The sequence below is a fragment of the Pseudomonas sp. R3-18-08 genome (genome assembly GCF_003852065.1).
Lineage (GTDB): Bacteria > Pseudomonadota > Gammaproteobacteria > Pseudomonadales > Pseudomonadaceae > Aquipseudomonas.
On record NZ_CP027729.1, the window covers coordinates 3,624,764 to 3,649,241 of the forward strand.

Here is a 24,478-nt window from a genome sequence, read left to right on the forward strand (position 1 = left end):
GATAGCGGCCAGTACAGGCAACAAAAATGCCCACTTAGAGGCAATCCAAAAAAAACCGTGAGGCCACCACCGTGATCCAGACCCTGACCCACCTCCCCCATCCCCATGAAGACGGGCCCACCCTCGCCAGCCATTTCACCGACCTGGCACCGCCCCTCAATGCCCGCCAGGCCCAGCTGGAAGCCTCGCGCTGCCTGTATTGCTACGACGCCCCGTGCGTGAACGCGTGCCCCAGCGAAATCGACATCCCCTCGTTCATCCGCAATATCCACACCGACAACGTCCAGGGCGCAGCGCAGAAAATCCTCTCGGCCAACATCCTCGGCGGCAGTTGCGCTCGAGTCTGTCCCACGGAAATCCTCTGCCAGCAAGCGTGCGTGCGTAACAACGCCGCAGAATGCGCCCCGGTGCTGATCGGCCTGTTGCAACGCTATGCCATCGACAACGCACACTTCAGCCAGCACCCGTTCCAGCGCGCCGCGCCCACCGGCAAACGCATCGCGGTGGTCGGCGCCGGGCCGGCGGGCCTGGCGTGCGCCCACCGCGCGGCCCTGCACGGGTATGACGTGGTGGTCTTCGAAGCCCGGGAAAAAGCCGGCGGCTTGAATGAATACGGAATCGCCAAGTACAAACTGGTGGACGACTTCGCCCAGAAGGAACTGGATTTCCTCCTGCAGATCGGCGGCATCGAGATCCGTCACGGCCAGCGCCTGGGCGACAACCTCACCCTGAGCGAGCTGCACGCGCAATTTGACGCGGTGTTTCTCGGCCTCGGCCTGGCGGCCAGCAAACGCCTCGGCCTGCCCGACGAAGACGCCCCCGGCCTGCTCGCCGCCACCGACTACATCCGCGAACTGCGCCAGGCCGATGACCTCACCCAACTGCCGCTGGCCGACCGCTGCATCGTGCTCGGCGCCGGCAACACCGCCATCGACATGGCCGTGCAAATGGCGCGCCTCGGTGCGCGCGATGTGAACCTGGTGTACCGCCGTGGCCTGGATGACATGGGCGCGACCCACCATGAGCAAGACATCGCCAAGGCCAACCAGGTTCGCCTGCTGACCTGGGCCCAGCCCGAGCAGGTGCTGCTCGATGACCAGGGGCATGTACGCGGTATGCGCTTCGCTCGTACGCGCATGGAGGACGGTCGCCTGCACCCCACCGGAGAAACCTTCGAATTGGCCGCAGACGCGATCTTCAAGGCCATCGGCCAGGGTTTTGACAACGACGCGCTGCACGACCCGCTGGCTCAGCAGCTGCATCGCGTGGGCGAACGCATCTTCGTCGACGAGCAACTGCGCACCAGTATTCCCGGGGTGTATGCCGGCGGCGACTGCGTCAGCCTCGGCCAGGACCTCACCGTGCAGGCAGTGCAACACGGCAAGCTGGCCGCCGAGGCCATGCACGCTCGACTCATGCTCAACGTGGAGGCCGCGTAATGGCTGATCTGTCGATTGTGTTCGCCGGCATCAAAGCGCCCAACCCGTTCTGGCTGGCCTCCGCACCGCCCACCGACAAGGCCTACAACGTGGTGCGCGCGTTCGAGGCCGGCTGGGGCGGCGTGGTGTGGAAAACCCTGGGGGAAGACCCGGCGGCGGTCAACGTGTCGTCGCGCTATTCGGCTCACTACGGGGCGAATCGCGAAGTGCTGGGTATCAATAATATCGAGCTGATCACCGACCGCTCCCTGGAGATCAACCTGCGCGAAATCACCCAGGTGAAAAAGGACTGGCCGGACCGCGCATTGATTGTGTCGCTGATGGTGCCCTGTGTTGAAGAATCCTGGAAAAACATCCTGCCGCAGGTGGAAGCCACCGGCTGCGACGGTATCGAGCTGAATTTCGGCTGCCCCCACGGCATGCCCGAACGCGGCATGGGCGCGGCGGTCGGCCAGGTGCCTGAGTACGTGGAGCAGGTGACGCGCTGGTGCAAGACGTATTGCTCACTGCCGGTGATCGTCAAGCTCACGCCCAACATCACCGATATTCGCGTGGCCGCGCGGGCGGCCTATCGCGGCGGCGCGGATGCGGTGTCGTTGATCAACACCATCAACTCCATCACCAGCGTCGACCTGGAACGCATGGTCGCCCTGCCGATGGTCGGCAGCCAGAGTACCCACGGCGGCTACTGCGGCTCGGCGGTGAAGCCGATTGCGCTGAACATGGTCGCCGAAATCGCCCGCGACCCGCAGACCCAGGGCTTGCCCATCTGCGGTATCGGCGGCATCGGCAACTGGCGTGACGCCGCTGAATTCATAGCCCTGGGCTGCGGCGCGGTGCAGGTGTGCACGGCGGCGATGCTGCATGGGTTTCGCATCGTCGAAGAGATGAAGGACGGCCTGTCGCGGTGGATGGACACTCAGGGTTACCAGAGCTTGCAGGAATTTTCCGGGCGCGCGGTGGGCAACACCACGGACTGGAAGTACCTGGACATCAACTACCAGGTGATCGCCAAGATCGACCAGGCGGCGTGTATCGGCTGTGGGCGTTGCCATATCGCCTGTGAGGACACCTCGCACCAGGCCATCGCCAGCTTGAAGCAGGCGGATGGTACGCATAAATATGAGGTGATCGATGACGAGTGCGTGGGCTGCAATTTGTGCCAGATTACCTGCCCGGTGGCCGATTGTATCGAGATGGTGCCGATTGACACGGGCAAGCCGTTTTTGAATTGGACCCAGGATCCGAGGAATCCTTATCGGGAGGCTGTGTAGGTTTGTAGACCGCTATCGGGGGCAAGCCCCCTCCCACATTTGATTGGGTTCACACAGCCAAGTGTGGGAGGGGGCTTGCTCCCGATGGGGCCCTCAACCTCACCACACTATTCAAGGCTCCAACCCAATCCCGCGCAATATCACCCCGGTCACCGTCTGTATCGCCCGCTCAAACTGCATATCCGACAACGGCTGGTGATCATTCAAAATGTTCACCTGATGATCGAAGTCGGCATAGTGCTGGGTCGACGCCCAGATCATGTACAGCAGGCTCGACGGCTCTACCGGCAGGATGCGTTTGTCTTCCACCCAATGGCGAATTTTCGCTTCCTTCATCTTGGCCCAGTCGTACAGGCTTTCATCCAGCGCCTCACCCAGGGTAGGCGCACCGTGGATGATTTCATTGGCCCAGACTTTCGAGCCATACGGCCGTGTGCGCGAGCGCTGCATCTTGGCGCGGATGTAGCTGCTGAGCACCACCCGTGGGTCATCGAAAGTCTCGAAGCTCAGGGCGTCCTGTTTCCACAGGTCCAGCAGGTCGAACAGCACCGCGCTGTACAGATCGCTCTTGGTGGTGAAGTAGTAATGCAGGTTCGAGCGCGGCAGTTGTGCCTCTTTGGCGATGTCGGCCATGGCGGTGCTGCCATAGCCTTTTTCAGCGAAGACTTTCTCTGCGGCCAGCAGGATTTTCTCGACGTTGATCCGCCGAATTCCGATCTTGTGATTGCCCATAAGGGCTCCCTGACAACAACACGACCTAGAGACTACCATCCGCTCTAGATCGGGGCGACACGCCGAACCGAAACTTCGTACACTGCTCGCTTCCATCCTCTGATTGGTATTGAACAATGTTGATCAAGAAGTCCCTGACCATCATCGCCCTGCTCGCCTCCCTGCTGGGCGCGTCTGCAGCCTTTGCCCACGCGCACCTGAAAAGCGCCACGCCAGCGGCAGACAGCAGCGTAGCCGCACCGACAGACCTGCGCCTGACCTTCAGCGAAGGCGTCGAAGCGACGTTCACCAAGGTGTCCCTGAGCAAGGACGGCACGGAAATCGCGATCAAGGGCCTGGAAACCCCGGACACCGACAAAAAAACCCTGGTGGTCACCCCTGCCGCTCCGCTGGCGGCCGGTACTTACAAGGTTGAGTGGCACGCGGTGTCCGTCGACACCCACAAGAGCGAAGGCACTTACAGCTTCAAGGTTGGCCAATAATCCATGGCGACCCTGCTGGTGCTGTGCCGTTTTGTGCATTTTATCGTGGTGCTGCTGCTGTTCGGGGCCTGTGTGTTCAGGCCTCTGTTGCTCGGTACGGCTGCGCAACCGGCACTCGACCGGCGCCTGCTGCGCTTGACCCGAGGCCTGGCCTGGCTGGGGTTGGGCTCCGGGGTCGCGTGGCTGTTGCTGATCACCGCGAGCATGGCTGGCGGGTGGGACGCCGCACTGCAACCGGCCACGGTGATGTTGGTGTTGGGCAGCACCTTTTTCGGGCAGGTCTGGGTCTGGCACCTGCTGCTCAACTTGCTGCTGGTGATCGTATTGATCAAGCCGTGGCCGGCCTTGCGTCTGCCGCTGATTGCGCTGGTGCTGGCGACCCTGGCTCCGGTGGGCCACGGCGCCATGCTCGATGGCCTCAGCGGGCGACTGCTGATCCTCAACCAAGTGGTGCACTTGGCGTGCGTCGGTGCCTGGCTGGGCGGCTTGCTGCTTTTGGTGCTGATCCTCAAACAACCGCAGCCGCTGACCCTGCAGCCGATCCTGCGGCGCTTCAGTGGCGTGGGCTATGGCCTGGTTGCCGGCCTGCTGGTGACCGGTTTGGTCAACGTGCGCGTGCTCACCGGGCAACTGTGGCCTACCCCGCCGTTTGAAGGGTTTGCCTTGATTCTGCTGATCAAGGTGCTGCTGGTAGCGGGCATGTTGGTGCTGGCCTTGCTGAACCGATTGCGCGTGGAACAGTGCGAACAGCGGGTGGGCAGCTTGAAGGCCAGTGTCCTGCTGGAATGGCTATTGGGTATTGCAGCAGTGGCAGCGGTTTCCCTGCTGGGCACCCTGCCGCCAATGGTCATGGCCGGCTGAAATTCCGCCATTCTTATGATTGGTCACCAATCAAATGTGGGAGGGGGCTTGCTCCCGATGGCGGTGTGGCAGTCAACTTATGTGTAGCTGACCCACCGCTATCGGGAGCAAGCCCCCTCCCACATTTGACCGTGTCCACATTTAGCTAGGCTGAACAAGTCATCCTATAACTTCTGCTTGACACTCCTTTAAAACCCCGTAAATATCCCGCCCAACGTTGTACGACAACGTATGACGAATAATAAAAACAACAAAAGAAAAGGGAGCCTCACTGTGAGTCAATTCGCCCGTCATTTGTCCTCGCGTCTCGGTTTGATCAGCCTCGGCAGCCTCGCATTCACCTTACCCCTCACGGCCCACGCCGATGGGTTTGTCGACGATGCCAAGGCCACGCTCAACCTGCGCAACGCCTACTTCAACCGCAATTTCACCAACCCAGCCAATCCCCAGGGCAAGGCCGAAGAGTGGACGCAGAACTTCATCCTGGATGCCAAATCCGGCTACACCCGTGGCACCGTGGGTTTCGGCATTGATGTCCTGGGCCTGTACTCGCAAAAGCTCGATGGCGGCAAAGGCACCGCTGGCACCCAATTGCTGCCGGTGCATGACGATGGGCGCCCGGCCGATAATTTCGGGCGCCTGGGCGTGGCGTTGAAAACCAAGTTATCGAAAACAGAGTTGAAGGTCGGCGAATGGATGCCGGTGCTGCCGATCCTGCGCTCCGATGACGGCCGCTCCCTGCCCCAGACCTTCCGCGGCGGCCAGGTGACGTCCAACGAGATCGCCGGCCTGACGCTCTACGGCGGCCAGTTTCGCGGCAACAGCCCGCGCAACGACGCGAGCATGGAAGACATGTTCATGAACGGCAAAGCCGCGTTCACCTCCGACCGGTTCAACTTCGGCGGCGGCGAATACACGTTCAATGACAAGCGCACCCAGGTCGGCCTGTGGTACGCCGAACTCACCGATATCTACCAGCAGCAGTACCTCAACCTCACCCACAGCCAGCCGGTGGGCGACTGGACCCTGGGCGCCAACCTCGGCTTCTTCAATGGCAAGGAAGACGGCAGCGCCCTGGCCGGCGACCTTGATAACAAGACCGCGTTCGCCCTGCTGTCGGCCAAGTACAACGGCAACACCTTCTATGTGGGCCTGCAGAAACTCACCGGCGACAGTGTATGGATGCGGGTCAACGGCACCAGCGGCGGCACGCTGGCCAACGACAGCTATAACTCCAGCTATGACAACGCCAAGGAAAAATCCTGGCAGCTGCGCCATGACTTCAACTTCGTGGTGCTTGGCATTCCTGGCTTGACCATGATGAACCGCTACATCAGCGGCAGTAACGTGCACACCGGGGCAATCACCGACGGCAAGGAATGGGGCCGCGAGTCGGAACTGGCCTACACCGTGCAGAGTGGTGCGCTGAAGGACTTGAACGTCAGATGGCGTAACTCGACCATGCGTCGGGATTTCAGCAATAACGAGTTTGATGAGAACCGGATCTTTGTCAGCTATCCAATCTCACTGCTTTAAAAGTGGTTGGCGATCTAAAAACCACTGCAAAACCAATGTGGGAGGGGGCTTGCCCCCGATGAGGGAGTGTCTGTGAATACATTTCTCACTGGGCCACCGCTATCGGGAGCAAGCCCCCTCCCACATTTGAATCTCACTCGTCTGGAAGAACGTTGACAACCTGGGGATCCCTAACAATACTTCGGCACAGTCATACGACAACCTACAACAAAAAATTGGACTTCCCATGACCACCACCACCCCCGCTCCTTTCAACCGCATCCTGCTTACCGGTGCCGCCGGCGGCCTGGGTAAAGTGCTGCGCGAGCGCATGCGTCCCTACGCCCAGGTGCTGCGCCTGTCAGACATCGCTGATATGGCCCCCGCCGCCGCCCATGAAGAAGTACAAACCTGCGATCTTTCCGACAAACAAGCCGTGCACCAACTGGTGGAAGGCGTCGATGCGATCCTGCACTTTGGCGGCGTGTCGGTGGAGCGCCCTTTCGAGGAAGTGCTCGGCGCCAATATCAGCGGCGTTTTCCACATCTACGAAGCCGCGCGCCGTCATGGTGTGAAGCGCGTGATCTTCGCCAGCTCCAACCATGTGATCGGCTTCTACCCACAGGACGAAAAGCTCGACGCCCACTCACCGCGCCGCCCGGACAGCTACTACGGCCTGTCCAAGTCCTATGGCGAAGACATGGCGAGTTTCTACTTCGACCGCTACGGCATCGAGACCGTGAGCATCCGTATCGGCTCCTCGTTCCCGGAACCGCAGAACCGTCGGATGATGCACACCTGGCTGAGCTTCGACGACCTGACCCAACTGCTCGAACGCGCGCTGTACACGCCGAACGTCGGCCATACCGTGGTCTATGGCATGTCCAATAACCAGGACACCTGGTGGGACAACCGCTACGCCGCGCACCTGGGTTTTGCGCCCAAGGACAGCTCCGAAGTGTTCCGCGCCCAGGTCGAGGCCCAGCCGCCGGTGGCTGACAATGACCCGGCCAAGCTCTATCAGGGCGGCGCGTTCTGCGCAGCAGGACCGTTCGGTGACTGAGTTCACAGCAACCCAAGGGAATGAGTGGCCATGAGTGCAGAATTGATTGTCGACGCCCGCAACGCCGTGGGCGAATGCCCGGTGTGGGTGCCCGAAGAAAACGCCCTGTACTGGGTGGATATTCCCAACGGTCGCCTGCAGCGCTGGGACGCGGCCACAGGCTTCGTCGCAACCTGGCAGGCCCCGCAGGTGCTCGCCTGTATTGCTCGCACCGATAAAGGCAACTGGGTCGCCGGCATGCAGAGCGGTTTTTTCCAACTGACCCCGCGCAGCGATGGCAGCCTCGAGACCATGCCGCTGGCCGGCGTCGAACACCCACGCCCGGACATGCGCCTGAACGACGGTCGTTGCGATCGCCAGGGCCGCTTCTGGGCCGGCAGCATGGTGCTGGACATGAGCCTGAACGCCGCCGAGGGCATTCTTTATCGCTACGCGTCAGGTGCGGCGCCCCATGCACAGCTGGACGGTTTCATCACTCTCAACGGCCTGGCGTTCAGCCCCGACGGCCGCACGATGTATGCCTCCGATTCTCACCCGTTGGTACAGCAAATCTGGGCCTTCGACTACGACATCGAGACCGGCACGCCGTCCAACCGCCGCGTGTTCGTCGACATGCATCACCACCTCGGTCGGCCCGATGGCGCAGCGGTAGACGCCGACGGCTGCTACTGGATCTGCGCCAACGACGCCGGGTTGGTGCACCGCTTCACCCCGGACGGCCGCCTCGACCAGTCGCTGCCCGTACCGGTAAAAAAACCCACCATGTGCGCCTTTGGCGGCAGTCGCCTGGACACCCTGTACGTCACCTCCATCCGTGACGACGCGAGTGAACAATCGCTGTCCGGCGGCGTGTTTGCCCTCAACCCTGGCGTGCAGGGACTGCCCGAACCCAGCTTCATCCTCTAGCTGCATCGCTGTGCCTTGAATACAACAATAACAAGACAGGAATGACCGACCATGGACTTCAAACGCACCTTGCTCGCCGCCACACTCGTGGCCCTCAGCAGCGCTGCCCACGCGCTGGAAATCAAGTTCGCCGACATCCACCCCGCCGGCTACCCTACCGTTGTTGCCGAAGAAAACATGGGCAAGGCCCTGACCAAGGAAAGTAACGGCGAACTGACCTTCAAGTACTTCCCCGGCGGCGTGCTGGGCTCGGAAAAGGAAGTGGTCGAACAGGCCCAGGTCGGCGCCGTGCAGATGACCCGCGTCAGCCTTGGCATCGTCGGCCCGGTGGTGCCGGACGTCAACGTGTTCAACCTGCCCTTCGTGTTCCGCGACCAGGCGCACATGCGCAAGGTCATCGACGGCGAGATTGGTGACGAGATTCTGGCCAAGATCACCGATTCCGAGTTCGGCCTGGTCGCCCTGGCCTGGATGGACGGCGGCACGCGCAATCTCTACACCAAGAAGCCGGTGCGCAAGATCGAAGACCTCAAGGGCATGAAAATTCGCGTCCAGGGCAACCCGCTGTTCATCGACGCCTTCAATGCGATGGGCGCCAACGGCATTGCCATGGACACCGGCGAGATCTTCAGCGCATTGCAGACCGGTGTGATCGACGGCGCGGAAAACAACCCGCCGACGCTGCTCGAGCACAACCATTTCCAGAACGCCAAGTACTACACCCTCACCGAGCATTTGATTTTGCCCGAGCCCATCGTGATGTCGAAGATCACCTGGAACAAGCTCAGCCCCGCGCAGCAGGACATGGTCAAGAAAGCCGCCAAGGCCGCCCAGGCTGACGAGCGCGTGCTGTGGGATGCCAAGTCCGCCAGCAGTGAGGAAAAACTCAAGAAGGCCGGGGTCGAGTTCATCACCGTCGACAAGAAACCCTTCTATGACGCCACCGCACAGGTTCGCGCCAAGTACGGCGCGCCTTACGCCGACATCATCAAGCGTATCGACGCCGTTCAATAACGCCCTCCTTCCTGACAAGGCCCGGCGCGGTCCGCTGCTCTCTTGCAGCGGCCGCGCCCGGTTACGGTGAACGCCATGAAGAATCTACTGCTGCGCATCAACGACCGCATCTACATGACCTGCATCTGGGTCGCCGGCCTCTCGGTGCTCGGGGTCGCACTGATCATTCCGTGGGGCATTTTCGCCCGCTATATCCTCGGCACCGGCTCAAGCTGGCCGGAGCCCACCGCCATCCTTCTGATGCTGGTCTTTACCTTTATCGGCGCTGCCGCCAGCTACCGCGCCGGTGCGCATATGTCGGTGGCCATGGTCACAGACCGCCTGCCGCCCGCCCAACGCCGCATCGTCGGCATTGTTTCGCAACTGCTCATGGGCACCATCTGCCTGTTCATGACGATCTGGGGCGCCAAGCTGTGCCTGTCCACCTGGAACCAGTTCATGAGCGCCATCCCGACGCTGCGGGTCGGCATCACCTACATGCCGATTCCGATTGGCGGTTTGCTGACCTTGATATTCGTGGTGGAAAAACTGCTGCTGGGCGACCAGAGCAACCGGCGCGTGGTGCGCTTCGACCTGGTTGAAGAAAGCGAAGGGGCCGCCTGATATGGACGCGTTTATTCTGTTGGGCAGCTTTATCGCCTTGATCCTGATCGGCATGCCGGTGGCCTATGCCCTGGGCTTGTCGGCACTGATCGGCGCATGGTGGATCGACATTCCGTTCCAGGCCCTGATGATTCAGGTGGCGGGCGGGGTCAACAAGTTTTCGCTGATGGCGATTCCGTTCTTCGTCCTGGCCGGCGCGATCATGGCCGAGGGCGGCATGTCGCGGCGGCTGGTGGCGTTTGCCGGGGTGCTGGTGGGCTTCGTGCGCGGCGGGCTGTCGCTGGTCAACATCATGGCCTCGACGTTTTTCGGCGCGATCTCTGGCTCGTCGGTGGCCGACACCGCGTCGGTCGGCTCGGTATTGATTCCGGAGATGGAACGCCGCGGCTATCCGCGCGAGTTTGCCACTGCGGTGACGGTCAGCGGCTCGGTGCAGGCGTTGCTGACGCCGCCCAGCCATAACTCGGTGCTCTACTCCCTGGCGGCAGGCGGCACGGTCTCGATCGCCTCGCTGTTCATGGCCGGTGTAGTGCCAGGCCTGTTGATGAGCGCGTGCCTGATGGTGCTGTGCCTGATCTTCGCGAGAAAGCGCGATTACCCCAAAGGCGAAGTCATCCCCTTGAAGCAGGCGCTGAAGATCGCCGCCGACGCGCTCTGGGGCCTGATGGCCATGGTGATCATCCTCGGCGGCATCCTGTCGGGTATCTTCACCGCCACCGAGTCGGCCGCGATTGCAGTGCTGTGGGCGTTCTTCGTGACCATGTTCATCTACCGCGACTACAAATGGAGTGAGCTGCCCAAGCTGATGCACCGCACGGTGCGCACCATTTCCATCGTGATGATCCTGATCGCCTTCGCCGCCAGCTTCGGCTACATCATGACCCTGATGCAGATCCCGGCGAAGATCACCACGCTGTTCCTGACCCTGTCGGACAACCGTTACGTGATCCTGATGTGCATCAACGTGATGCTGCTGTTGCTCGGCACGGTGATGGACATGGCGCCGCTGATCCTGATCCTCACACCGATCCTGTTGCCGGTGATCCTCGGCATCGGCGTCGACCCGGTGCACTTCGGCATGATCATGCTGGTGAATCTGGGGATCGGCCTGATCACCCCGCCGGTGGGCGCGGTGCTGTTCGTAGGCGCGGCGGTGGGCAAGGTCAGCATTGAGAAGACCGTGAAGGCGCTGCTGCCGTTTTATGCGGTGCTGTTCCTGGTGCTGATGGCGGTGACCTACATTCCGGCATTGTCGTTGTGGCTGCCGAGCGTGGTGCTGTAACCCCAATTTCAAGAACAAAGAAGCTTGAATGTGGGAGGGGGCTTGCTCCCGATTGCAGTGGGTCAGTCTGAGCATCTTTGACTGAAACACCGCGATCGGGAGCAAGCCCCCTCCCACATTTTGAGCAGCGCTGTGTTTACCATTTCCATAAGGCAGGTCAATTGTGATTGAGCTTTCGGACCCCTTCACCCATCTGGTGCTCGCCCCGGCCATCGGCGGCGCCATTGTGAACTGGACGGTACGCGCCACCGGCCAACCGCTGTTGCGGCACAGTGATGAGCATGCAATCAATACCGGTCTACCGGGCAAGCTGGGCTGCTATCCGTTGGTGCCCTGGTCCAACCGCATTGCCCACGGCGGTTTCGCCAACCCCGACGGCTGGCTCGCGCTCAAGCCCAACAGCCTCACCGATCCGCTGCCGATTCACGGCTCGGCCTGGCAGCAGGCGTGGCAGGTGGTCAGCCAGTCGGCGGATGAGGTGCTGCTGGAAGTGCTCTGTGACACACCGTTCGCCTATCGCGCCGAGCAGCGTATCCGCTTGGACGGTGGGGTGCTGAGGATCGAGTTGCGGGTCACGCATCTGGCCGAAACCGCCGCATGGCATGGCGTGGGCCTGCACCCGTACTTTCCGAGGCGGCCGGGTACGCGGTTGCAGGCCACGGCGGCGCAGGTGTGGCTGAGCGACGCGGCCAAGCTGCCGACGGAGTTGGCGCCGGTGCCGCAAGAATGGGATTTCAGGCAAACCCAAACCCTGCCGGAAGGCCTGGTGGACAATGGATTCTGCGAGTGGGATGGGTACTGCTTGATCGAACAGCCGGAGCTTGGATATACCCTCGAATGCCAGGCCACCGGCGCGGATTACTTCCTGCTGTACTGCCCGCCGGGGCTGGAATTTTTCTGCATCGAGCCAGTGAGCCATCCGGTCAATGCCCATCACTTGCCGGGCAGGCCGGGCCTGAAACTGCTGGAGCAAGGCCAGTCAACCCAACTCTATTTCAACCTGAAATACAGTCCAAATGTGGGAGGGGGCTTGCTCCCGATAGCTGTGGGTCAGTAAAAAACTGCTGACTGATACACCGCAATCGGGAGCAAGCCCCCTCCCACATTGACCGAGTTCCTTCAGGGCGGGCTGTTTTTAAGCCTTCCTGCCGTGTCGATACTCACCACCACCGACAACCCCGGCCGCAGCCGCTCGCTCTCGGCCTGGTCGGGGTCGACCGTGATCCGCACCGGCACACGCTGGGCGATTTTCACGAAGTTGCCGGTGGCGTTGTCTGCCTGCAACAGGCTGAACTCCGACCCGGTCGCCGGGGAAATATGCTGCACCGTGCCGTGAAACTTGCGGTGGTTCAGCGCGTCCACGGTGAAGGTCACCGGCTGGCCGACCTGCACATTATCCATCTGGGTTTCTTTCATATTGGCGATCACCCACAACTGCTTGGGCACCAGCGCCATCAACTGCGCGCCGGAGTTGACGTAGGCCCCCAGGCGCACGCCAATCTGCCCCAGTTGGCCGTCCCGTGGCGCAGTGATGCGGGTGTTGGACAGGTCGATCCGCGCCAATTCCACCGCCGCCTCCGCGCTGGCCACTGCCGCTTCCAGGGAGCCGCGATTGACGATCACCGTCTGCAGGTCCTGTCGGGCGATCTCCAGGCTGGCCTGGGCCTGGGCCACGGCGGCGATAGTCTGAGCATTGGCGGCGCGGGTCACGTCCAGTTCGCGCCTGGACACCGAGCCGTCGCTGATCAATTCCTCGTTGCGGCGCAAGTCTGCGGTGCTTTTGCGCGCCTGGGCCTGGCTGTCGACCAGGGCGGCCTGGCGCAATTTGATGGTCGCTTCGGCGCTGTTGCGTTGCTGCACCACATTGGCCAACGACGCTTTCTGCACCGCCAGTTGCGCCAGAGCCTGGTCCAAGCGTTGCTTGTAGATACGGTCGTCGAGGCGCACCAGCAGGTCGCCCGCCTTCACATACTGAAAGTCCTGCACCGGCACTTCGAAGACATAGCCGCTGAGCTGTGGGCCGATAATCGTCACCTGCCCGCGCACCAAGGCATTCTCAGTGGTTTCCACCGCGCTGCTGAACGGCGGCAGTTGCCAGGCATACAGCACGATCAGCACGCCGACGATGGCAATCGCGGCAAAGCCCAGGGACGAAAGGATGCGCACCCGCAACGAGCGCGGTTCGGTCACCGCAGCGCCCGGCGGCGTGGTGCCCTCGGGGGTGGAGGCGATCGCATTGGTAGTGGTGGTCGTGGGTTCGGTCATGAAGAGGCGCCGACAGGTTGAACGGGAGGGGTTGCCGCTTTGGTGGTGCTCATCAGCCACAGGCTGCGGATAAAGATCCAGATCATGGTCAGGATCGCGATGATCGCGATCAGCATGAACACATCGTTGTAAGCCATCACGTTCGCCTCACGGGTGGCCGCCGTGGCCAGGCTGCGGATGCCCATGAGGTTGCGCAACTCCGGGTCGGCGACGATACCGCCATAAGCCGAGCCACCACTTTGCACCCGCGCCGCTACACGGGGGTCAAGCAGGGTCAGGTGCTCGGTGATCAGGCTTGAATGATATTTCTCGCGCACGATCTGGAAGGTGCCGAGCAACGCAGCGCCGATCAGGCCGCCGAGGTTCTGGCAAATCCCGAACATCACCGAAAAACTCACCAGGTTGCGCGGGTTGGTCAACACGTTCTTGGTGCCCAGCACCATGGTCGGCCCGAGAAAGAAGGTACCGCCAAAGCCTAGCAGGAACTGGCTGATATACAGGTTCTGCGGCCGAGTGAGGTTGCTGGAAAAACTGTCCATCACCGACCCGGTCGCCATCAGCGCCAGGGAAATCACCAGCGGCATCAACAAGTGCGCCGGGTTGATCGTCAAGGCGCTGACCACCAGCCCGGCAACCGCCCCGGCCAGCATCACCACGTACAGCGTATGCATCTGCTGGTAACTCATGTTCAGCATCTGCATAAAGCCTACCGCGCCGGTGGATTGTTCGGACAGCACCATGCGAATCAGGATCACCGCCAATGCCAGGCGAATCATCGTGCCGCTGCCCAGCCAGCGAGTCATCAGCAAGGGGTTGGCGCGGTTATGCTCAATGGCCAGTCCAGCCATGATCAATACCAACGAACAGGCCGAGGCGATGCCGATCCACGGTGCTTCCAGCCACCAGTCGATACGCCCCAGGGACAATACCGCGCAGAGCAAGGCGACGCCGCTGGCCAGGATCGCGAAGGTGAGGAAATCGAGTTTTTCAAAGGTCTTGAAGCGGTCGCCGGGCGGCAGCTTGAGCAGGAACACACAGCCCAGGCAAATCAACGCCAGGCCCAGTTCGAACAGGTACAAGCCACGCCATTCGGCGATCTGCAGCAAGTCCTCGGAGAACAGCCGCGCCAGGGGCAACGCCAGCTGCGCCGTGCCCAGGCCCAGCACCAGGGCTTTCAAGCGCCATTTGGCCGGGAACGCCTGAATCATGTAGTACAAGCCCAATGAACTCAGCGCCGCCCCCACCATGCCATGGGCCGCGCGCACGGCGATGGCCGAATTGAGATCGTTGACGAACAAATGGCCGAAGGTCACCAGCGCATACAGCACCAGGAACACTTCGGTAAACGCGCGCAGGCCGAACTGCTGGCGAAACTTCACCAGCAGCAGGTTCATGCACACGTTGGTCATTACATAGGCGGCGGGCAGCCAGGCCATTTCCGCCGTGGTCGCGCCCAGGGCGCCTTGCAGGTATTGCAGGTTGGCGATGACCAGCGCGTTGCCCAACCCGCCGGTGATTGCCACCAGTACGCCGACCAGCGCAAACAGCCAGCGCTTGTGAGTGGGGTGCAACGGCGTCGACGGCGAGCCGGGCAGGCTCGGCCGTTCGTGAGGTTGCCAGGCGTGTGGGGTGTATTTATCCATTCGGTGACCTTGATGAACCGACGCGCAAGGCCGGTGAAACCATGACTCAGAGAACAGTAAACCTGAGCGGGGTTCATTTTGTCACTTTTGAGCGCATAACTGAGGGTCCCTAAAAAGCCTTGAGCAGCATGCCTGCGGCCACAATCACACACAGGCTGGCGAAGCCCACCTGCAGCGCACGCGCAGGCATTACCGAGCACAAGCGGCGCCCGGCCAACATGCCGACGATACTCGCGCCGATAAAGGCCCAGCCTACCGGCTCGATGCTCACCCCGGCGTGAAAGGCCCCCACCACGCCGATCAACGACAGCAGGCTGACGACCATCAACGAGGTGGCGACAATCCCGCGCATCTGCACATCGGTGAGTTGCTTGAACGCCGGCACGATCAGGAAACCGCCGCCCACGCCGAGCAGCCCCGACACGGCGCCCGTGACCGCACCCAGCGCCGCCAGGGTCGCACTGCACTTGGCGGTCCAGGCCAGGCGCCCGGTCTGCTGGTTGAGCATGCAGTTCTTCTGGCCCCAGGAGGCCGCGCCGTGGTCACTCGGCCCGGCCTCGACCTTTTCGCGCCGCAACATGCGCCAGGCCACCAGCACCATCAACGCGCTGAACAGGCTCATCAGCACCGGCTCCGACAGTTGATGGGCGACGAACACCCCCAGCGGCGAAAACAGCGCGCCCAGCAATGCGATCAATAGCGCCGCGCGGTAACGCACCAGGCCGTGGCGCAGGCCGTCAATCGCGCCGACCGCCGCCGCCGCGCCCACCGCGAGCAATGACACCGGCGCGGCCTGGGTCATGGTCAGCCCCAATCCCAGCACCAATGCCGGCACCCCGAGGATGCCGCCGCCCGCACCGGTCAGGCCCATAACCAGGCCCATCAATACACCCAACACACTCGCCAGCAGCATTCAGTCCACCTTGCTCAGGCGGGTCAGCCACTCGCGGCCCTTGAGCATGCCGTTCCAGTAGAACCACGGCAGCAGCGTGGCCTTGAGGAACCACATCGAGCGGCGCGCCTGGGTCGGGTCGAGGGGAAAAGTCGGCAGCAGCTTGCCGCCATAACCGAACTCGGCCAGCACCACTTTGCCCTTCTCCACCGTCAACGGGCAGGAGCCATAACCGTCGTACTTGAGCGGCAGTGGCGCCTGCTTGCGCAGGGCCAGCAGGTTCTCGGCAACCACCACGATTTGCTTGCGCACCGCCGCAGCGGTCTTGGCGTTGGTGGTGCCGCACACATCGCCGAGGCCGAAGATATGCAGGTAACGCAGGTGTTGCAGGCTGTGGGGGTTGACTTCGCACCAGCCCCCGGCGTCGGCCAGCGGGCTCTGGCGGATAAAATCCGGGGAGACTTGCGGCGGCACCACATGCAGCAGGTCGAAGGCTTTTTCGACGACACTGAAGTTGCCTTCGGCGTCCTTTACTTCAAACCAGGCCTTGCCCGCCGGGCCATCGACCTTGATCAGGTTGGCATTGAACGCCAGGCGTGCGTTGTATTTCTCGACGTATTTCATCAACGGCGGCACAAAGGCCGGCACGCCGAACAGCGCGGCACCGGCCAGGTTGAATTCCACCTCGATGTTTTTCAGGACGCCCTGCCTGAGCCAATGATCGCAGGACAGGTACATGGCCTTCTGCGGCGCACCGGCGCATTTGATCGGCATGGCCGGCTGGGTGAAAAGCGCCTTGCCGCCCTTGAGTTGCTGCACCAGTTGCCAGGTGTAGGCGGCATGCTCGTAGCTGTAGTTGGAGGTGACGCCATGGCGGCCGAGGGTATCTTGCAGGCCTTCGATTTTTTCCCAGGCCAGGCGCAGGCCGGGGCAGACGATCAGGTGGTTCCAGCTGACGCGCTGGCCATTGTCGAGCACCAGGCTCTGCTCGTCAGGCAGCAACTGGCTGACCGCGGCCTGGATCCAGGTGACGCCGTTGGGCAGTACGTCGGCCAGCGGGCGCCGGGTCTTTTGCAGGTTATAGGCGCCGCCGCCGACCAGGGTCCAGGCGGGTTGATAGCAATGGAAGTCGTTGGGTTCGATCAGGGTGATGTTCAGTTGCGGGTCGCGCTTGAGCAGGCTGGCCAGCAGGCCGATGCCTGCGGAGCCGCCGCCGATGACTACGATATCGCCACTGATGGTAGGTCCCCAGTGTTGTTCGGTCATTGTCTGCTGCCTTTTTGAGTCAGTGCACACAAGGGTCGCTGCCGGATGGCGTCACGCCCAGCTTTTTATGACCGCGCCGCAGTACAGGCCGGACAGGGTCTTCATCACTTGAATCACTTCGTGGCTGGCCAATCCGTAGAAGATGTATTTGCCTTCCCGACGGGTGGCAACCAACCCTTCGTCCCGCAGGATGCCCAACTGTTGTGACAGCGTGGGCTGGCGTACGCCGGTCAGCGCTTCCAGCTCGCCGACGTTGCGCTCGCCCTGGGTCAACTGGCACAGGATCAACAGGCGGTCTTCGTTGGCCAGCGCCTTGAGCAAGGAACAGGCCTTGGACGCCGATGCACGCAACTGGGCGACTTCGCCCTCACTCAACGTAGATTCCATTTGCCTCGGCTCCTTTATCTCACTTAAGCTCAAAACATTATGTGTAAACGTAAACTGATTGTAACTACTTTTTTCCGCATCGGGGACAGCCGCCATGCCAGCGTTGATTCAAGCCTTTCTGGACGAGGCATCGTCGACCTATACCTACGTCGTCTACGAAGCGGACGGCGGTGCCTGCGCGATCGTCGACTCGGTGCTCAACTACGACCCGGCTTCCGGGCGCACCGAGACCACCCAGGCCGACCAGGTGATTGCCTTTGTCCAAGCGCATGGCCTCAAGGTGCAATGGCTGCTGGAAACCCATGCCCATGCCGACCACCTGTCCGCCGCGCCTTACCTGCGACGCACCCTGGGCGGCAAGATTGCCATCGGCCAGTCCATCAGCCAGGTGCAGGGCGTGTTCAAGCACCTGTTCAACCTGGAACCGGAGTTTCGCGTCGATGGCTCGCAGTTCGACCATTTGTTTGCGCCGGATGAGATCTTTCATATCGGCGGCCTGCAGGCCCAGGCGCTGCATGTGCCCGGGCATACCCCGGCGGATATGGCTTACCTGATCGACGGTCGCTTGATCCTGGTGGGCGACACCCTGTTCATGCCCGACGTCGGCACCGCGCGCTGCGACTTCCCCGGCGGCGATGCGCGGCAGTTGTACGCGTCGATGCGCAAGTTGCTGGCCTTTCCTTCGGATACCAAACTGTATGTGTGCCACGACTACCCACCCGAGGGCCGTGAGGCCAAGTGCCTGACCACGGTGGCGGAACAACGGGCGGGGAACATCCATGTGCATGACGGGGTGGATGAAGCGGCGTTTGTAGCGATGCGCACCGCCCGTGATGCCGGGCTGGGAATGCCGACGCTGTTGTTGCCGGCGATCCAGGTGAACGTGCGGGCGGGGAATATGCCACCGGCGGAAGAAAACGGCGTGACGTACCTGAAGATTCCCCTCAATCAGCTTTGAAATGCGGTTAAAAATGTGGGAGGGGGCTTGCTCCCGATGTCGGTGGGTCAGCTACAGATAAGTTGACTGTCACACCGCTATCGGGGGCAAGCCCCCTCCCACATTTCGACCTGCGGTGTGTCAGGAACCTAGGCTGATGCCGTTGGCCGGTAACGGCAGTGCGGTTTTGTAGCGCACTTGCTTCAAGGCAAAGCTGGAACGGATGTTCGCCACACCCGGCACCTTGGTCAGAAAGTCCATCATGAAGCGCTCCAGGGCCTGGATCGTCGGCACCAGCACCCGAATCAGATAATCCGGGTCGCCGGCCATCAGGTAACACTCCATCACTTCCGGCCGGTCGGAGATCGCCCCCTCGAACTGCTGCAACGCCAGTTCATTCTGCTTTTCCAGGCTGACATGGATGAACACATTCACGTGCAGCCCCAGCAGGTCGGCGTCCAGCAGCGTGACCTGCTCGCGAATCAAGCCCAACTCCTCCATCGCCTTGACCCGGTTGAAGCACGGCGTGGGCGACAGGTTGACCGAGCGGGCCAGGTCGGCGTTGGTGATGCGCGCGTTCTCCTGCAGGGCGTTGAGAATGCCGATATCGGTACGGTCCAGTTTGCGCATGAGACAAAATCACCTGTTTATTATGTTTATGCAGATTTTTTATCCGCAAATGTTCCTGAGCGCAACGAAACACAGATAAATATTCTTCTACGCCACGCCTATGATTGTTGTAGGACAAGATTTCTTCTACCCGAAGACTGACTGTCAGCTAGCGCGCCCACTACAAGAAATTCACAAGATCGAGCGTAGAAGCCATGACCCAGCCGTACGAACCGCTGCGCCTGCACGTCCCTGAACCCTCGGGCCGTCCAGGCTGCAAGACCGACTTCACCTACCTGCGCCTGACCGACGCCGGCCTGGTGCGCAAACCCGCCATCGACGTAGAACCGGCCGACACCGCCGACCTGGCCAAGGGCCTGATCCGCGTGCTCGACGACCAGGGCCAGGCCCTGGGGCCGTGGGCCGAGGGTGTCAGCGCCGACATCATGCGCAAAGGCATGCGCGCGATGCTCAAGACGCGCATCTTCGACAACCGCATGGTGGTCGCCCAGCGCCAGAAAAAAATGTCGTTCTACATGCAGAGCCTAGGCGAAGAAGCCATTGGCAGCGCCCAGGCCCTGGCCTTGAACATTGACGACATGTGTTTCCCCACCTACCGCCAGCAAAGCATCCTGATGGCTCGCGATGTGCCGCTGGTCGACCTGATCTGCCAACTGCTGTCCAACGAGCGCGACCCGCTCAAGGGCCGCCAGCTGCCGATCATGTACTCGGTCAGGGACGCCGGCTTCTTCACCATTTCCGGCAACCTCGCCACCCAGTTCGTACAGGGCGTGGGCTGGGGCATGGCCTCGGCGATCAAGGGCGATACCAAGATCGCCTCGGCCTGGATCGGCGACGGCGCCACGGCTGAATCGGACTTCCACACCGCCCTCACCTTCGCCCATGTCTACCGCGCCCCGGTGATCCTCAACGTGGTGAATAACCAATGGGCCATCTCGACCTTTCAGGCCATCGCCGGTGGTGAAGCCACTACCTTCGCCGGACGCGGCGTGGGTTGCGGCATCGCTTCGCTGCGGGTCGACGGCAACGACTTCATTGCGGTGTACGCCGCGTCTGCCTGGGCCGCCGAGCGTGCGCGCCGTAACCTGGGGCCGAGCCTGATCGAGTGGGTCACTTACCGCGCCGGCCCGCACTCGACCTCCGATGATCCGTCCAAGTACCGCCCCGCTGATGACTGGAGCCACTTCCCATTGGGCGACCCGATTGCCCGTCTCAAGCAGCACCTGATCCGGATTGGCCAGTGGTCCGAAGAGGAACACGCGGCGGTCAGTGCCGAACTTGAAGCCGAAGTCATCGCCGCGCAAAAACAGGCCGAACAGTACGGCACCCTCGCCGGCGGCCAGATTCCAAGCGCCGCGACCATGTTCGAAGACGTTTATAAAGAGATGCCGGAGCACTTGAAGCGCCAGCGTCAAGAGCTGGGGGTCTGACATGAACGATCACAACAACAGCATCGAACTGGAAACCGCCATGACCACCACCACCATGACCATGATCCAGGCCCTGCGCTCGGCCATGGATGTGATGCTTGAACGTGACGACAATGTGGTGGTGTTCGGCCAGGACGTCGGTTACTTCGGCGGCGTGTTCCGTTGCACCGAAGGCCTGCAGACCAAGTACGGCAGCTCACGGGTATTCGACGCGCCGATTTCCGAAAGCGGCATCATCGGCGTGGCGGTGGGCATGGGCGCCTACGGCCTGCGCCCGGTCGCGGAAATCCAGTTCGCCGACTACGTCTACCCCGCCACCGACCAGATCATCTCCGAGGCCGCGCGCCTGCGTTATCGCTCGGCCGGCCAGTTCACCGCGCCCTTGACCATGCGCATGCCATGCGGCGGCGGCATCTACGGCGGCCAGACCCACAGCCAGAGTATCGAAGCGGTGTTCACCCAGGTCTGCGGCCTGCGTACCGTTATGCCGTCCAACCCTTACGATGCCAAGGGCCTGCTGATCGCCTCCATCGAAAACGATGACCCGGTGATCTTCCTTGAACCCAAGCGCCTGTATAACGGCCCGTTCGATGGCCACCACGACCGCCCGGTGACGCCGTGGTCGAAACACCCGCAAGCGCAAGTGCCGGACGGTTACTACACCGTGCCGCTGGACGTGGCCGCCATCGTGCGTCCGGGTTCGGCCGTGACCGTGCTGACCTACGGCACCACCGTGTACGTGTCGCAAGTCGCCGCCGAAGAAACCGGCATCGACGCCGAAGTCATCGACCTGCGCAGCCTGTGGCCGCTGGACCTGGAAACCATCGTCAACTCGGTGAAAAAGACCGGCCGTTGCGTCGTGGTGCACGAAGCCACGCGCACCTGCGGGTTTGGCGCCGAGCTGGTGGCGCTGGTGCAGGAACATTGCTTCCACCACCTGGAAGCGCCGATCGAGCGCGTCACCGGCTGGGACACCCCCTACCCGCACGCGCAGGAGTGGGCGTATTTCCCAGGCCCGTCCCGAGTGGGCGCGGCGTTGAAACGGGTCATGGAGGTCTGAATGGGCACGCACGTAATCAAGATGCCGGACATCGGCGAAGGCATCGCGGAAGTTGAACTGTCACAGTGGCATGTCAAGGTCGGCGACATGGTCGTCGAAGACCAGGTGCTGGCGGATGTGATGACCGACAAGGCGATGGTGGATATTCCCTCGCCGGTCCACGGCAAGGTGATTTCCCTCGGCGGTGAGCCAGGTGAAGTCATGGCGGTGGGCAGTATTTTGATCAGCATTGAAGTCGAAGGCGCCGGTAACGCCAAGGAAGCGCCAGCCGTGGCCGCTCCGGTGGAAAAAGCCGCGCAGGTGGTGGAAAGCACGCCGGCACCGGTTGAACGCCAGCCTGCGCCTGTCGCGGCCCAGGCCCAGGCCCACGCATCGGTAGCGATAGCGCGTGATGCCAATGAACGCCCGCTGGCCTCCCCCGCCGTGCGCAAGCGTGCGTTGGATGCGGGTATTGCGTTGCGTCTGGTGCAGGGCACAGGCCCGGCCGGGCGGATTCTGCATGAAGACCTCGACGCCTACCTTCAGCAAGGCACGAGCAACACCGCGACCGCCGCCAACCCTTACGCCGAACGCAACGACGAGCATCAGATTCCGGTGATCGGCATGCGCCGCAAGATCGCCCAGCGCATGCAGGACGCCACCCGCCGCGCCGCGCATTTCAGCTATGTGGAAGAAATCGACGTCACGGCGCTGGACGAGCTGCGCGTGCACCTCAATGAAAAACACGGCACCACCCGCGGCAAGCTGACCCTGTTGCCGTTCATCGTGCGCGCCATGGTGGTGGCACTGCGCGATTTTCCCCAGATCAACGCGCGCTACGACGACGAAGCCCAAGTCATCACCCGCCTTGGGGCGGTGCATGTGGGCGTCGCCACCCAGAGCGACGTCGGCCTGATGGTGCCGGTGGTGCGCCACGCCGAAGCCCGCAGCCTGTGGGGCAATGCCGAAGAAATCGCACGCCTGGCCACGGCTGCGCGCACTGGCAAGGCCAGCCGCGACGAGCTGTCGGGCTCGACTATCACCCTGACCAGCCTCGGCGCGCTGGGCGGGATTGTCAGCACGCCGGTACTGAACCTGCCGGAAGTCGCCATCGTCGGCGTCAACCGCATCGTCGAGCGGCCCATGGTGATCAAGGGCCAGATCGTGGTGCGCAAGATGATGAACCTCTCCAGCTCGTTCGATCACCGCGTGGTCGATGGCATGGACGCGGCGCAATTCATCCAGGCCATTCGCAGCCTGCTCGAACAACCCGCCAGCCTGTTCCTGGAGTAAGGGCATGACTCAGACATTACACACCACCCTGCTGATTATCGGCGGCGGCCCGGGCGGTTATGTGGCCGCGATTCGCGCCGGCCAACTGGGCATCCCGACCATTCTGGTGGAAGGCCAGGCGTTGGGCGGTACCTGCCTGAACATCGGCTGCATTCCGTCCAAAGCCTTGATCCACGTGGCCGAACAGTTCCAGCAAAGCGTTCACCACAGCCAGGGCTCGCCCCTGGGCATCGAAATGGATGTGCCCACCCTGGACATCCGCAAAAGCGTGGAATGGAAAGACGGTATCGTCGACCGCCTGACCACCGGCGTCGCCGCGCTGCTGAAAAAACACAAGGTGCAGGTGATCCATGGCTGGGCCAAGGTGGTGGACGGCAAGACTGTCGACGTGGGCGACCAGCGCATTCAGTGCGAGCACCTGCTGCTGGCCACCGGTTCGAAAAGCGTCGAGCTGCCGATGCTGCCGCTGGGCGGGCCGGTCATCTCGTCCACCGAAGCCCTGGCCCCGACCCGCATACCGAAGCGGCTGATCGTGGTGGGTGGCGGTTATATCGGCCTGGAGCTGGGAATTGCCTACCGCAAGCTCGGTGCCGAGGTCAGTGTGGTCGAGGCTCAGGAGCGCATCCTGCCGGCCTACGACGCCGAGCTGACCCAACCGGTCGGCGAGTCGCTCAAACGATTGGGCATCAAGCTATACCTCCAGCACAGCGTCACTGGCTTTACCGACAACCGCCTGCAAGTGCGCGACCCGAATGGCGACACGCTGGCGTTGGAGACCGACCAGGTGCTGGTGGCCGTGGGTCGCAAACCCAACACCCAGGGCTGGAACCTCGAAGCGCTGAACCTGGCGATGAACGGCGCGGCGATCAAGATCGACAGCCGTTGCCAGACCAGCATGCGCAACGTCTGGGCCATCGGCGACCTGAGCGGCGAGCCGATGCTGGCGCACCGCGCCATGGCCCAGGGCGAAATGGTTGCCGAACTGATCAGCGGCAAACCCCGCGAATTCAACCCGGCGGCGATCCCGGCCGTATGCTTTACCGACCCGGAACTGGTGGTGGTCGGCAAGACGCCTGATGAAGCCAAGGCGGCGGGTGTTGAGTGCATCGTGTCGAGCTTCCCCTTCGCCGCCAACGGCCGGGCCATGACCCTGGAGTCGAACACCGGCTTCGTGCGGGTGGTGGCGCGGCGTGACAATCATTTGATTGTGGGCTGGCAGGCGGTGGGCGCTGGCGTGTCCGAGCTGTCCACGGCGTTCGGCCTGAGCCTGGAAATGGGCGCGCGCCTGGAAGATGTGGCCGGCACCATCCATGCCCATCCGACCTTGGGTGAGGCGGTGCAGGAAGCGGCGTTGCGCGCCTTGGGCCACGCGTTGCATCTGTAGAACCGTGGCGAGGCCATCGGGGGCAAGCCCCCTCCCACATTTGGAATGCGTTCCCCTGTGGGAGGGGGCTTGCCCCCGATAGCAATGGATCAGCCAACAGAGATGTCGAATGGTCCATCCGCCCGCTCCCACACCAGCCAA

23 protein-coding genes are annotated in these 24,478 nt (G+C 62.3%); 16 read left to right on the forward strand and 7 right to left on the reverse strand.

All coding sequences use genetic code 11. The features are described from left to right. Nucleotides 1-71 precede the first annotated feature (71 nt). Both C4J92_RS16545 and preA read left to right on the forward strand, forming a co-directional pair. Nucleotides 72-1,439 (forward strand): NAD(P)-dependent oxidoreductase, encoded by a 1,368-nt coding sequence (locus C4J92_RS16545; RefSeq protein WP_124404618.1) that lies wholly within the window; start codon nt 72-74, stop codon nt 1,437-1,439. After that, a complete protein-coding gene (preA, locus tag C4J92_RS16550; RefSeq protein WP_124404619.1) occupies nt 1,439-2,713 on the forward strand; it encodes an NAD-dependent dihydropyrimidine dehydrogenase subunit PreA in 1,275 nt (424 codons plus the stop codon). The genes C4J92_RS16545 and preA overlap by 1 nt, the downstream gene beginning before the upstream one ends. A 111-nt stretch (nt 2,714-2,824) precedes the next feature. Here the strand turns inward: preA and C4J92_RS16555 are convergent, their stop codons facing one another. Beyond that, nucleotides 2,825-3,445: a TetR/AcrR family transcriptional regulator gene (locus C4J92_RS16555; RefSeq protein ID WP_124367514.1), complete on the reverse strand. Its 621-nt coding sequence runs from the start codon at nt 3,443-3,445 to the stop codon at nt 2,825-2,827. Between the two features lie 116 nt (nt 3,446-3,561). Here C4J92_RS16555 and copC point away from each other — a divergent pair, with 116 nt between their 5' ends. The 9 genes from copC (at nt 3,562) to C4J92_RS16600 (ending at nt 12,228) form a co-directional block, all read left to right on the forward strand. Then, nucleotides 3,562-3,927, forward strand: coding sequence for a copper homeostasis periplasmic binding protein CopC (gene copC / locus C4J92_RS16560; protein WP_124404620.1), 366 nt, complete (start codon nt 3,562-3,564; stop codon nt 3,925-3,927). 3 nt (nt 3,928-3,930) lie between these two features. Further along, nucleotides 3,931-4,788, forward strand: a complete 858-nt coding sequence (copD, locus tag C4J92_RS16565) for a copper homeostasis membrane protein CopD (protein ID WP_124404621.1) — start codon at nt 3,931-3,933, stop codon at nt 4,786-4,788. Between the two features lie 273 nt (nt 4,789-5,061). Beyond that, nucleotides 5,062-6,324, forward strand: coding sequence for an OprD family porin (locus C4J92_RS16570; protein ID WP_124404622.1), 1,263 nt, complete (start codon nt 5,062-5,064; stop codon nt 6,322-6,324). A gap of 226 nt (nt 6,325-6,550) precedes the next feature. Then, nucleotides 6,551-7,366: an NAD(P)-dependent oxidoreductase gene (locus tag C4J92_RS16575; protein WP_124404623.1), complete on the forward strand. Its 816-nt coding sequence runs from the start codon at nt 6,551-6,553 to the stop codon at nt 7,364-7,366. 30 nt (nt 7,367-7,396) lie between these two features. Further along, nucleotides 7,397-8,272, forward strand: a complete 876-nt coding sequence (locus tag C4J92_RS16580) for an SMP-30/gluconolactonase/LRE family protein (protein ID WP_124404624.1) — start codon at nt 7,397-7,399, stop codon at nt 8,270-8,272. Nucleotides 8,273-8,323: 51 nt separating this feature from the next. Further along, the gene (locus tag C4J92_RS16585; RefSeq protein ID WP_124404625.1) at nt 8,324-9,286 is read left to right on the forward strand and encodes a TRAP transporter substrate-binding protein; all 963 of its coding nucleotides are present in this window, start codon (nt 8,324-8,326) and stop codon (nt 9,284-9,286) included. Nucleotides 9,287-9,361: 75 nt separating this feature from the next. Beyond that, the gene (locus C4J92_RS16590; RefSeq protein WP_124367519.1) at nt 9,362-9,889 is read left to right on the forward strand and encodes a TRAP transporter small permease; all 528 of its coding nucleotides are present in this window, start codon (nt 9,362-9,364) and stop codon (nt 9,887-9,889) included. 1 nt (nt 9,890) lies between these two features. Further along, nucleotides 9,891-11,171 carry a TRAP transporter large permease gene (locus tag C4J92_RS16595; protein WP_124363412.1) on the forward strand — a complete coding sequence of 427 codons (1,281 nt, stop codon included), beginning with the start codon at nt 9,891-9,893 and terminating at the stop codon, nt 11,169-11,171. 163 nt (nt 11,172-11,334) lie between these two features. Then, nucleotides 11,335-12,228: an aldose 1-epimerase gene (locus tag C4J92_RS16600; RefSeq protein ID WP_124404626.1), complete on the forward strand. Its 894-nt coding sequence runs from the start codon at nt 11,335-11,337 to the stop codon at nt 12,226-12,228. Nucleotides 12,229-12,290: 62 nt separating this feature from the next. Here C4J92_RS16600 and C4J92_RS16605 read toward each other — a convergent pair whose 3' ends face one another. From C4J92_RS16605 to C4J92_RS16625, 5 genes are all read right to left on the reverse strand, one after another. Further along, nucleotides 12,291-13,436: an HlyD family secretion protein gene (locus C4J92_RS16605; RefSeq protein WP_124404627.1), complete on the reverse strand. Its 1,146-nt coding sequence runs from the start codon at nt 13,434-13,436 to the stop codon at nt 12,291-12,293. Then, entirely contained in the window at nt 13,433-15,079 is a 1,647-nt protein-coding gene (locus tag C4J92_RS16610) for an MFS transporter (RefSeq protein ID WP_124404628.1), read from the reverse strand. The genes C4J92_RS16605 and C4J92_RS16610 overlap by 4 nt, the downstream gene beginning before the upstream one ends. Nucleotides 15,080-15,188: 109 nt before the next feature. After that, nucleotides 15,189-15,992, reverse strand: a complete 804-nt coding sequence (locus tag C4J92_RS16615) for a sulfite exporter TauE/SafE family protein (RefSeq protein WP_124404629.1) — start codon at nt 15,990-15,992, stop codon at nt 15,189-15,191. Then, nucleotides 15,993-17,237 carry an FAD/NAD(P)-binding oxidoreductase gene (locus C4J92_RS16620; RefSeq protein WP_124404630.1) on the reverse strand — a complete coding sequence of 415 codons (1,245 nt, stop codon included), beginning with the start codon at nt 17,235-17,237 and terminating at the stop codon, nt 15,993-15,995. A 51-nt stretch (nt 17,238-17,288) separates the two neighbouring features. Beyond that, nucleotides 17,289-17,624 carry a helix-turn-helix transcriptional regulator gene (locus C4J92_RS16625; RefSeq protein ID WP_005789341.1) on the reverse strand — a complete coding sequence of 112 codons (336 nt, stop codon included), beginning with the start codon at nt 17,622-17,624 and terminating at the stop codon, nt 17,289-17,291. A 94-nt stretch (nt 17,625-17,718) separates the two neighbouring features. Here C4J92_RS16625 and C4J92_RS16630 point away from each other — a divergent pair, with 94 nt between their 5' ends. After that, entirely contained in the window at nt 17,719-18,582 is an 864-nt protein-coding gene (locus C4J92_RS16630) for an MBL fold metallo-hydrolase (RefSeq protein ID WP_124404631.1), read from the forward strand. A 120-nt stretch (nt 18,583-18,702) separates the two neighbouring features. Here the strand turns inward: C4J92_RS16630 and bkdR are convergent, their stop codons facing one another. Further along, nucleotides 18,703-19,191, reverse strand: a complete 489-nt coding sequence (bkdR, locus tag C4J92_RS16635; protein WP_124371169.1) for a Bkd operon transcriptional regulator BkdR — start codon at nt 19,189-19,191, stop codon at nt 18,703-18,705. A gap of 194 nt (nt 19,192-19,385) precedes the next feature. Between bkdR and C4J92_RS16640 the strand changes: the two genes are divergently transcribed. The 4 genes from C4J92_RS16640 to lpdA are packed head-to-tail and all read left to right on the forward strand — an operon-like array spanning nt 19,386 to nt 24,337. Continuing rightward, nucleotides 19,386-20,621, forward strand: a complete 1,236-nt coding sequence (locus tag C4J92_RS16640) for a 3-methyl-2-oxobutanoate dehydrogenase (2-methylpropanoyl-transferring) subunit alpha (protein WP_124367525.1) — start codon at nt 19,386-19,388, stop codon at nt 20,619-20,621. Between the two features lies 1 nt (nt 20,622). Next, nucleotides 20,623-21,681, forward strand: a complete 1,059-nt coding sequence (locus C4J92_RS16645) for an alpha-ketoacid dehydrogenase subunit beta (protein ID WP_124363420.1) — start codon at nt 20,623-20,625, stop codon at nt 21,679-21,681. Then, nucleotides 21,682-22,953 (forward strand): dihydrolipoamide acetyltransferase family protein, encoded by a 1,272-nt coding sequence (locus tag C4J92_RS16650; protein WP_124404632.1) that lies wholly within the window; start codon nt 21,682-21,684, stop codon nt 22,951-22,953. Nucleotides 22,954-22,957: 4 nt separating this feature from the next. Further along, nucleotides 22,958-24,337 (forward strand): dihydrolipoyl dehydrogenase, encoded by a 1,380-nt coding sequence (gene lpdA / locus C4J92_RS16655; protein ID WP_124404633.1) that lies wholly within the window; start codon nt 22,958-22,960, stop codon nt 24,335-24,337. Nucleotides 24,338-24,478: the final 141 nt, after the last annotated feature.

Excerpts from the sequence above, each read along its gene's own strand:
- C4J92_RS16625 (WP_005789341.1), bottom strand. The coding sequence starts at position 17,624 with ATGGAATCTACGTTGAGTGAGGGCGAAGTCGCCCAGTTGCGTGCATCG.
- C4J92_RS16620 (WP_124404630.1), bottom strand. The coding sequence starts at position 17,237 with ATGACCGAACAACACTGGGGACCTACCATCAGTGGCGATATCGTAGTC.
- C4J92_RS16585 (WP_124404625.1), top strand. The coding sequence starts at position 8,324 with ATGGACTTCAAACGCACCTTGCTCGCCGCCACACTCGTGGCCCTCAGC.
- C4J92_RS16575 (WP_124404623.1), top strand. The coding sequence starts at position 6,551 with ATGACCACCACCACCCCCGCTCCTTTCAACCGCATCCTGCTTACCGGT.
- bkdR (WP_124371169.1), bottom strand. The coding sequence starts at position 19,191 with ATGCGCAAACTGGACCGTACCGATATCGGCATTCTCAACGCCCTGCAG.
- C4J92_RS16630 (WP_124404631.1), top strand. The coding sequence starts at position 17,719 with ATGCCAGCGTTGATTCAAGCCTTTCTGGACGAGGCATCGTCGACCTAT.
- lpdA (WP_124404633.1), top strand. The coding sequence starts at position 22,958 with ATGACTCAGACATTACACACCACCCTGCTGATTATCGGCGGCGGCCCG.
- copC (WP_124404620.1), top strand. The coding sequence starts at position 3,562 with ATGTTGATCAAGAAGTCCCTGACCATCATCGCCCTGCTCGCCTCCCTG.
- C4J92_RS16605 (WP_124404627.1), bottom strand. The coding sequence starts at position 13,436 with ATGACCGAACCCACGACCACCACTACCAATGCGATCGCCTCCACCCCC.
- C4J92_RS16645 (WP_124363420.1), top strand. The coding sequence starts at position 20,623 with ATGAACGATCACAACAACAGCATCGAACTGGAAACCGCCATGACCACC.
- C4J92_RS16555 (WP_124367514.1), bottom strand. The coding sequence starts at position 3,445 with ATGGGCAATCACAAGATCGGAATTCGGCGGATCAACGTCGAGAAAATC.
- C4J92_RS16650 (WP_124404632.1), top strand. The coding sequence starts at position 21,682 with ATGGGCACGCACGTAATCAAGATGCCGGACATCGGCGAAGGCATCGCG.
- C4J92_RS16580 (WP_124404624.1), top strand. The coding sequence starts at position 7,397 with ATGAGTGCAGAATTGATTGTCGACGCCCGCAACGCCGTGGGCGAATGC.
- preA (WP_124404619.1), top strand. The coding sequence starts at position 1,439 with ATGGCTGATCTGTCGATTGTGTTCGCCGGCATCAAAGCGCCCAACCCG.
- C4J92_RS16590 (WP_124367519.1), top strand. The coding sequence starts at position 9,362 with ATGAAGAATCTACTGCTGCGCATCAACGACCGCATCTACATGACCTGC.
- C4J92_RS16595 (WP_124363412.1), top strand. The coding sequence starts at position 9,891 with ATGGACGCGTTTATTCTGTTGGGCAGCTTTATCGCCTTGATCCTGATC.
- C4J92_RS16610 (WP_124404628.1), bottom strand. The coding sequence starts at position 15,079 with ATGGATAAATACACCCCACACGCCTGGCAACCTCACGAACGGCCGAGC.
- copD (WP_124404621.1), top strand. The coding sequence starts at position 3,931 with ATGGCGACCCTGCTGGTGCTGTGCCGTTTTGTGCATTTTATCGTGGTG.
- C4J92_RS16615 (WP_124404629.1), bottom strand. The coding sequence starts at position 15,992 with ATGCTGCTGGCGAGTGTGTTGGGTGTATTGATGGGCCTGGTTATGGGC.
- C4J92_RS16640 (WP_124367525.1), top strand. The coding sequence starts at position 19,386 with ATGACCCAGCCGTACGAACCGCTGCGCCTGCACGTCCCTGAACCCTCG.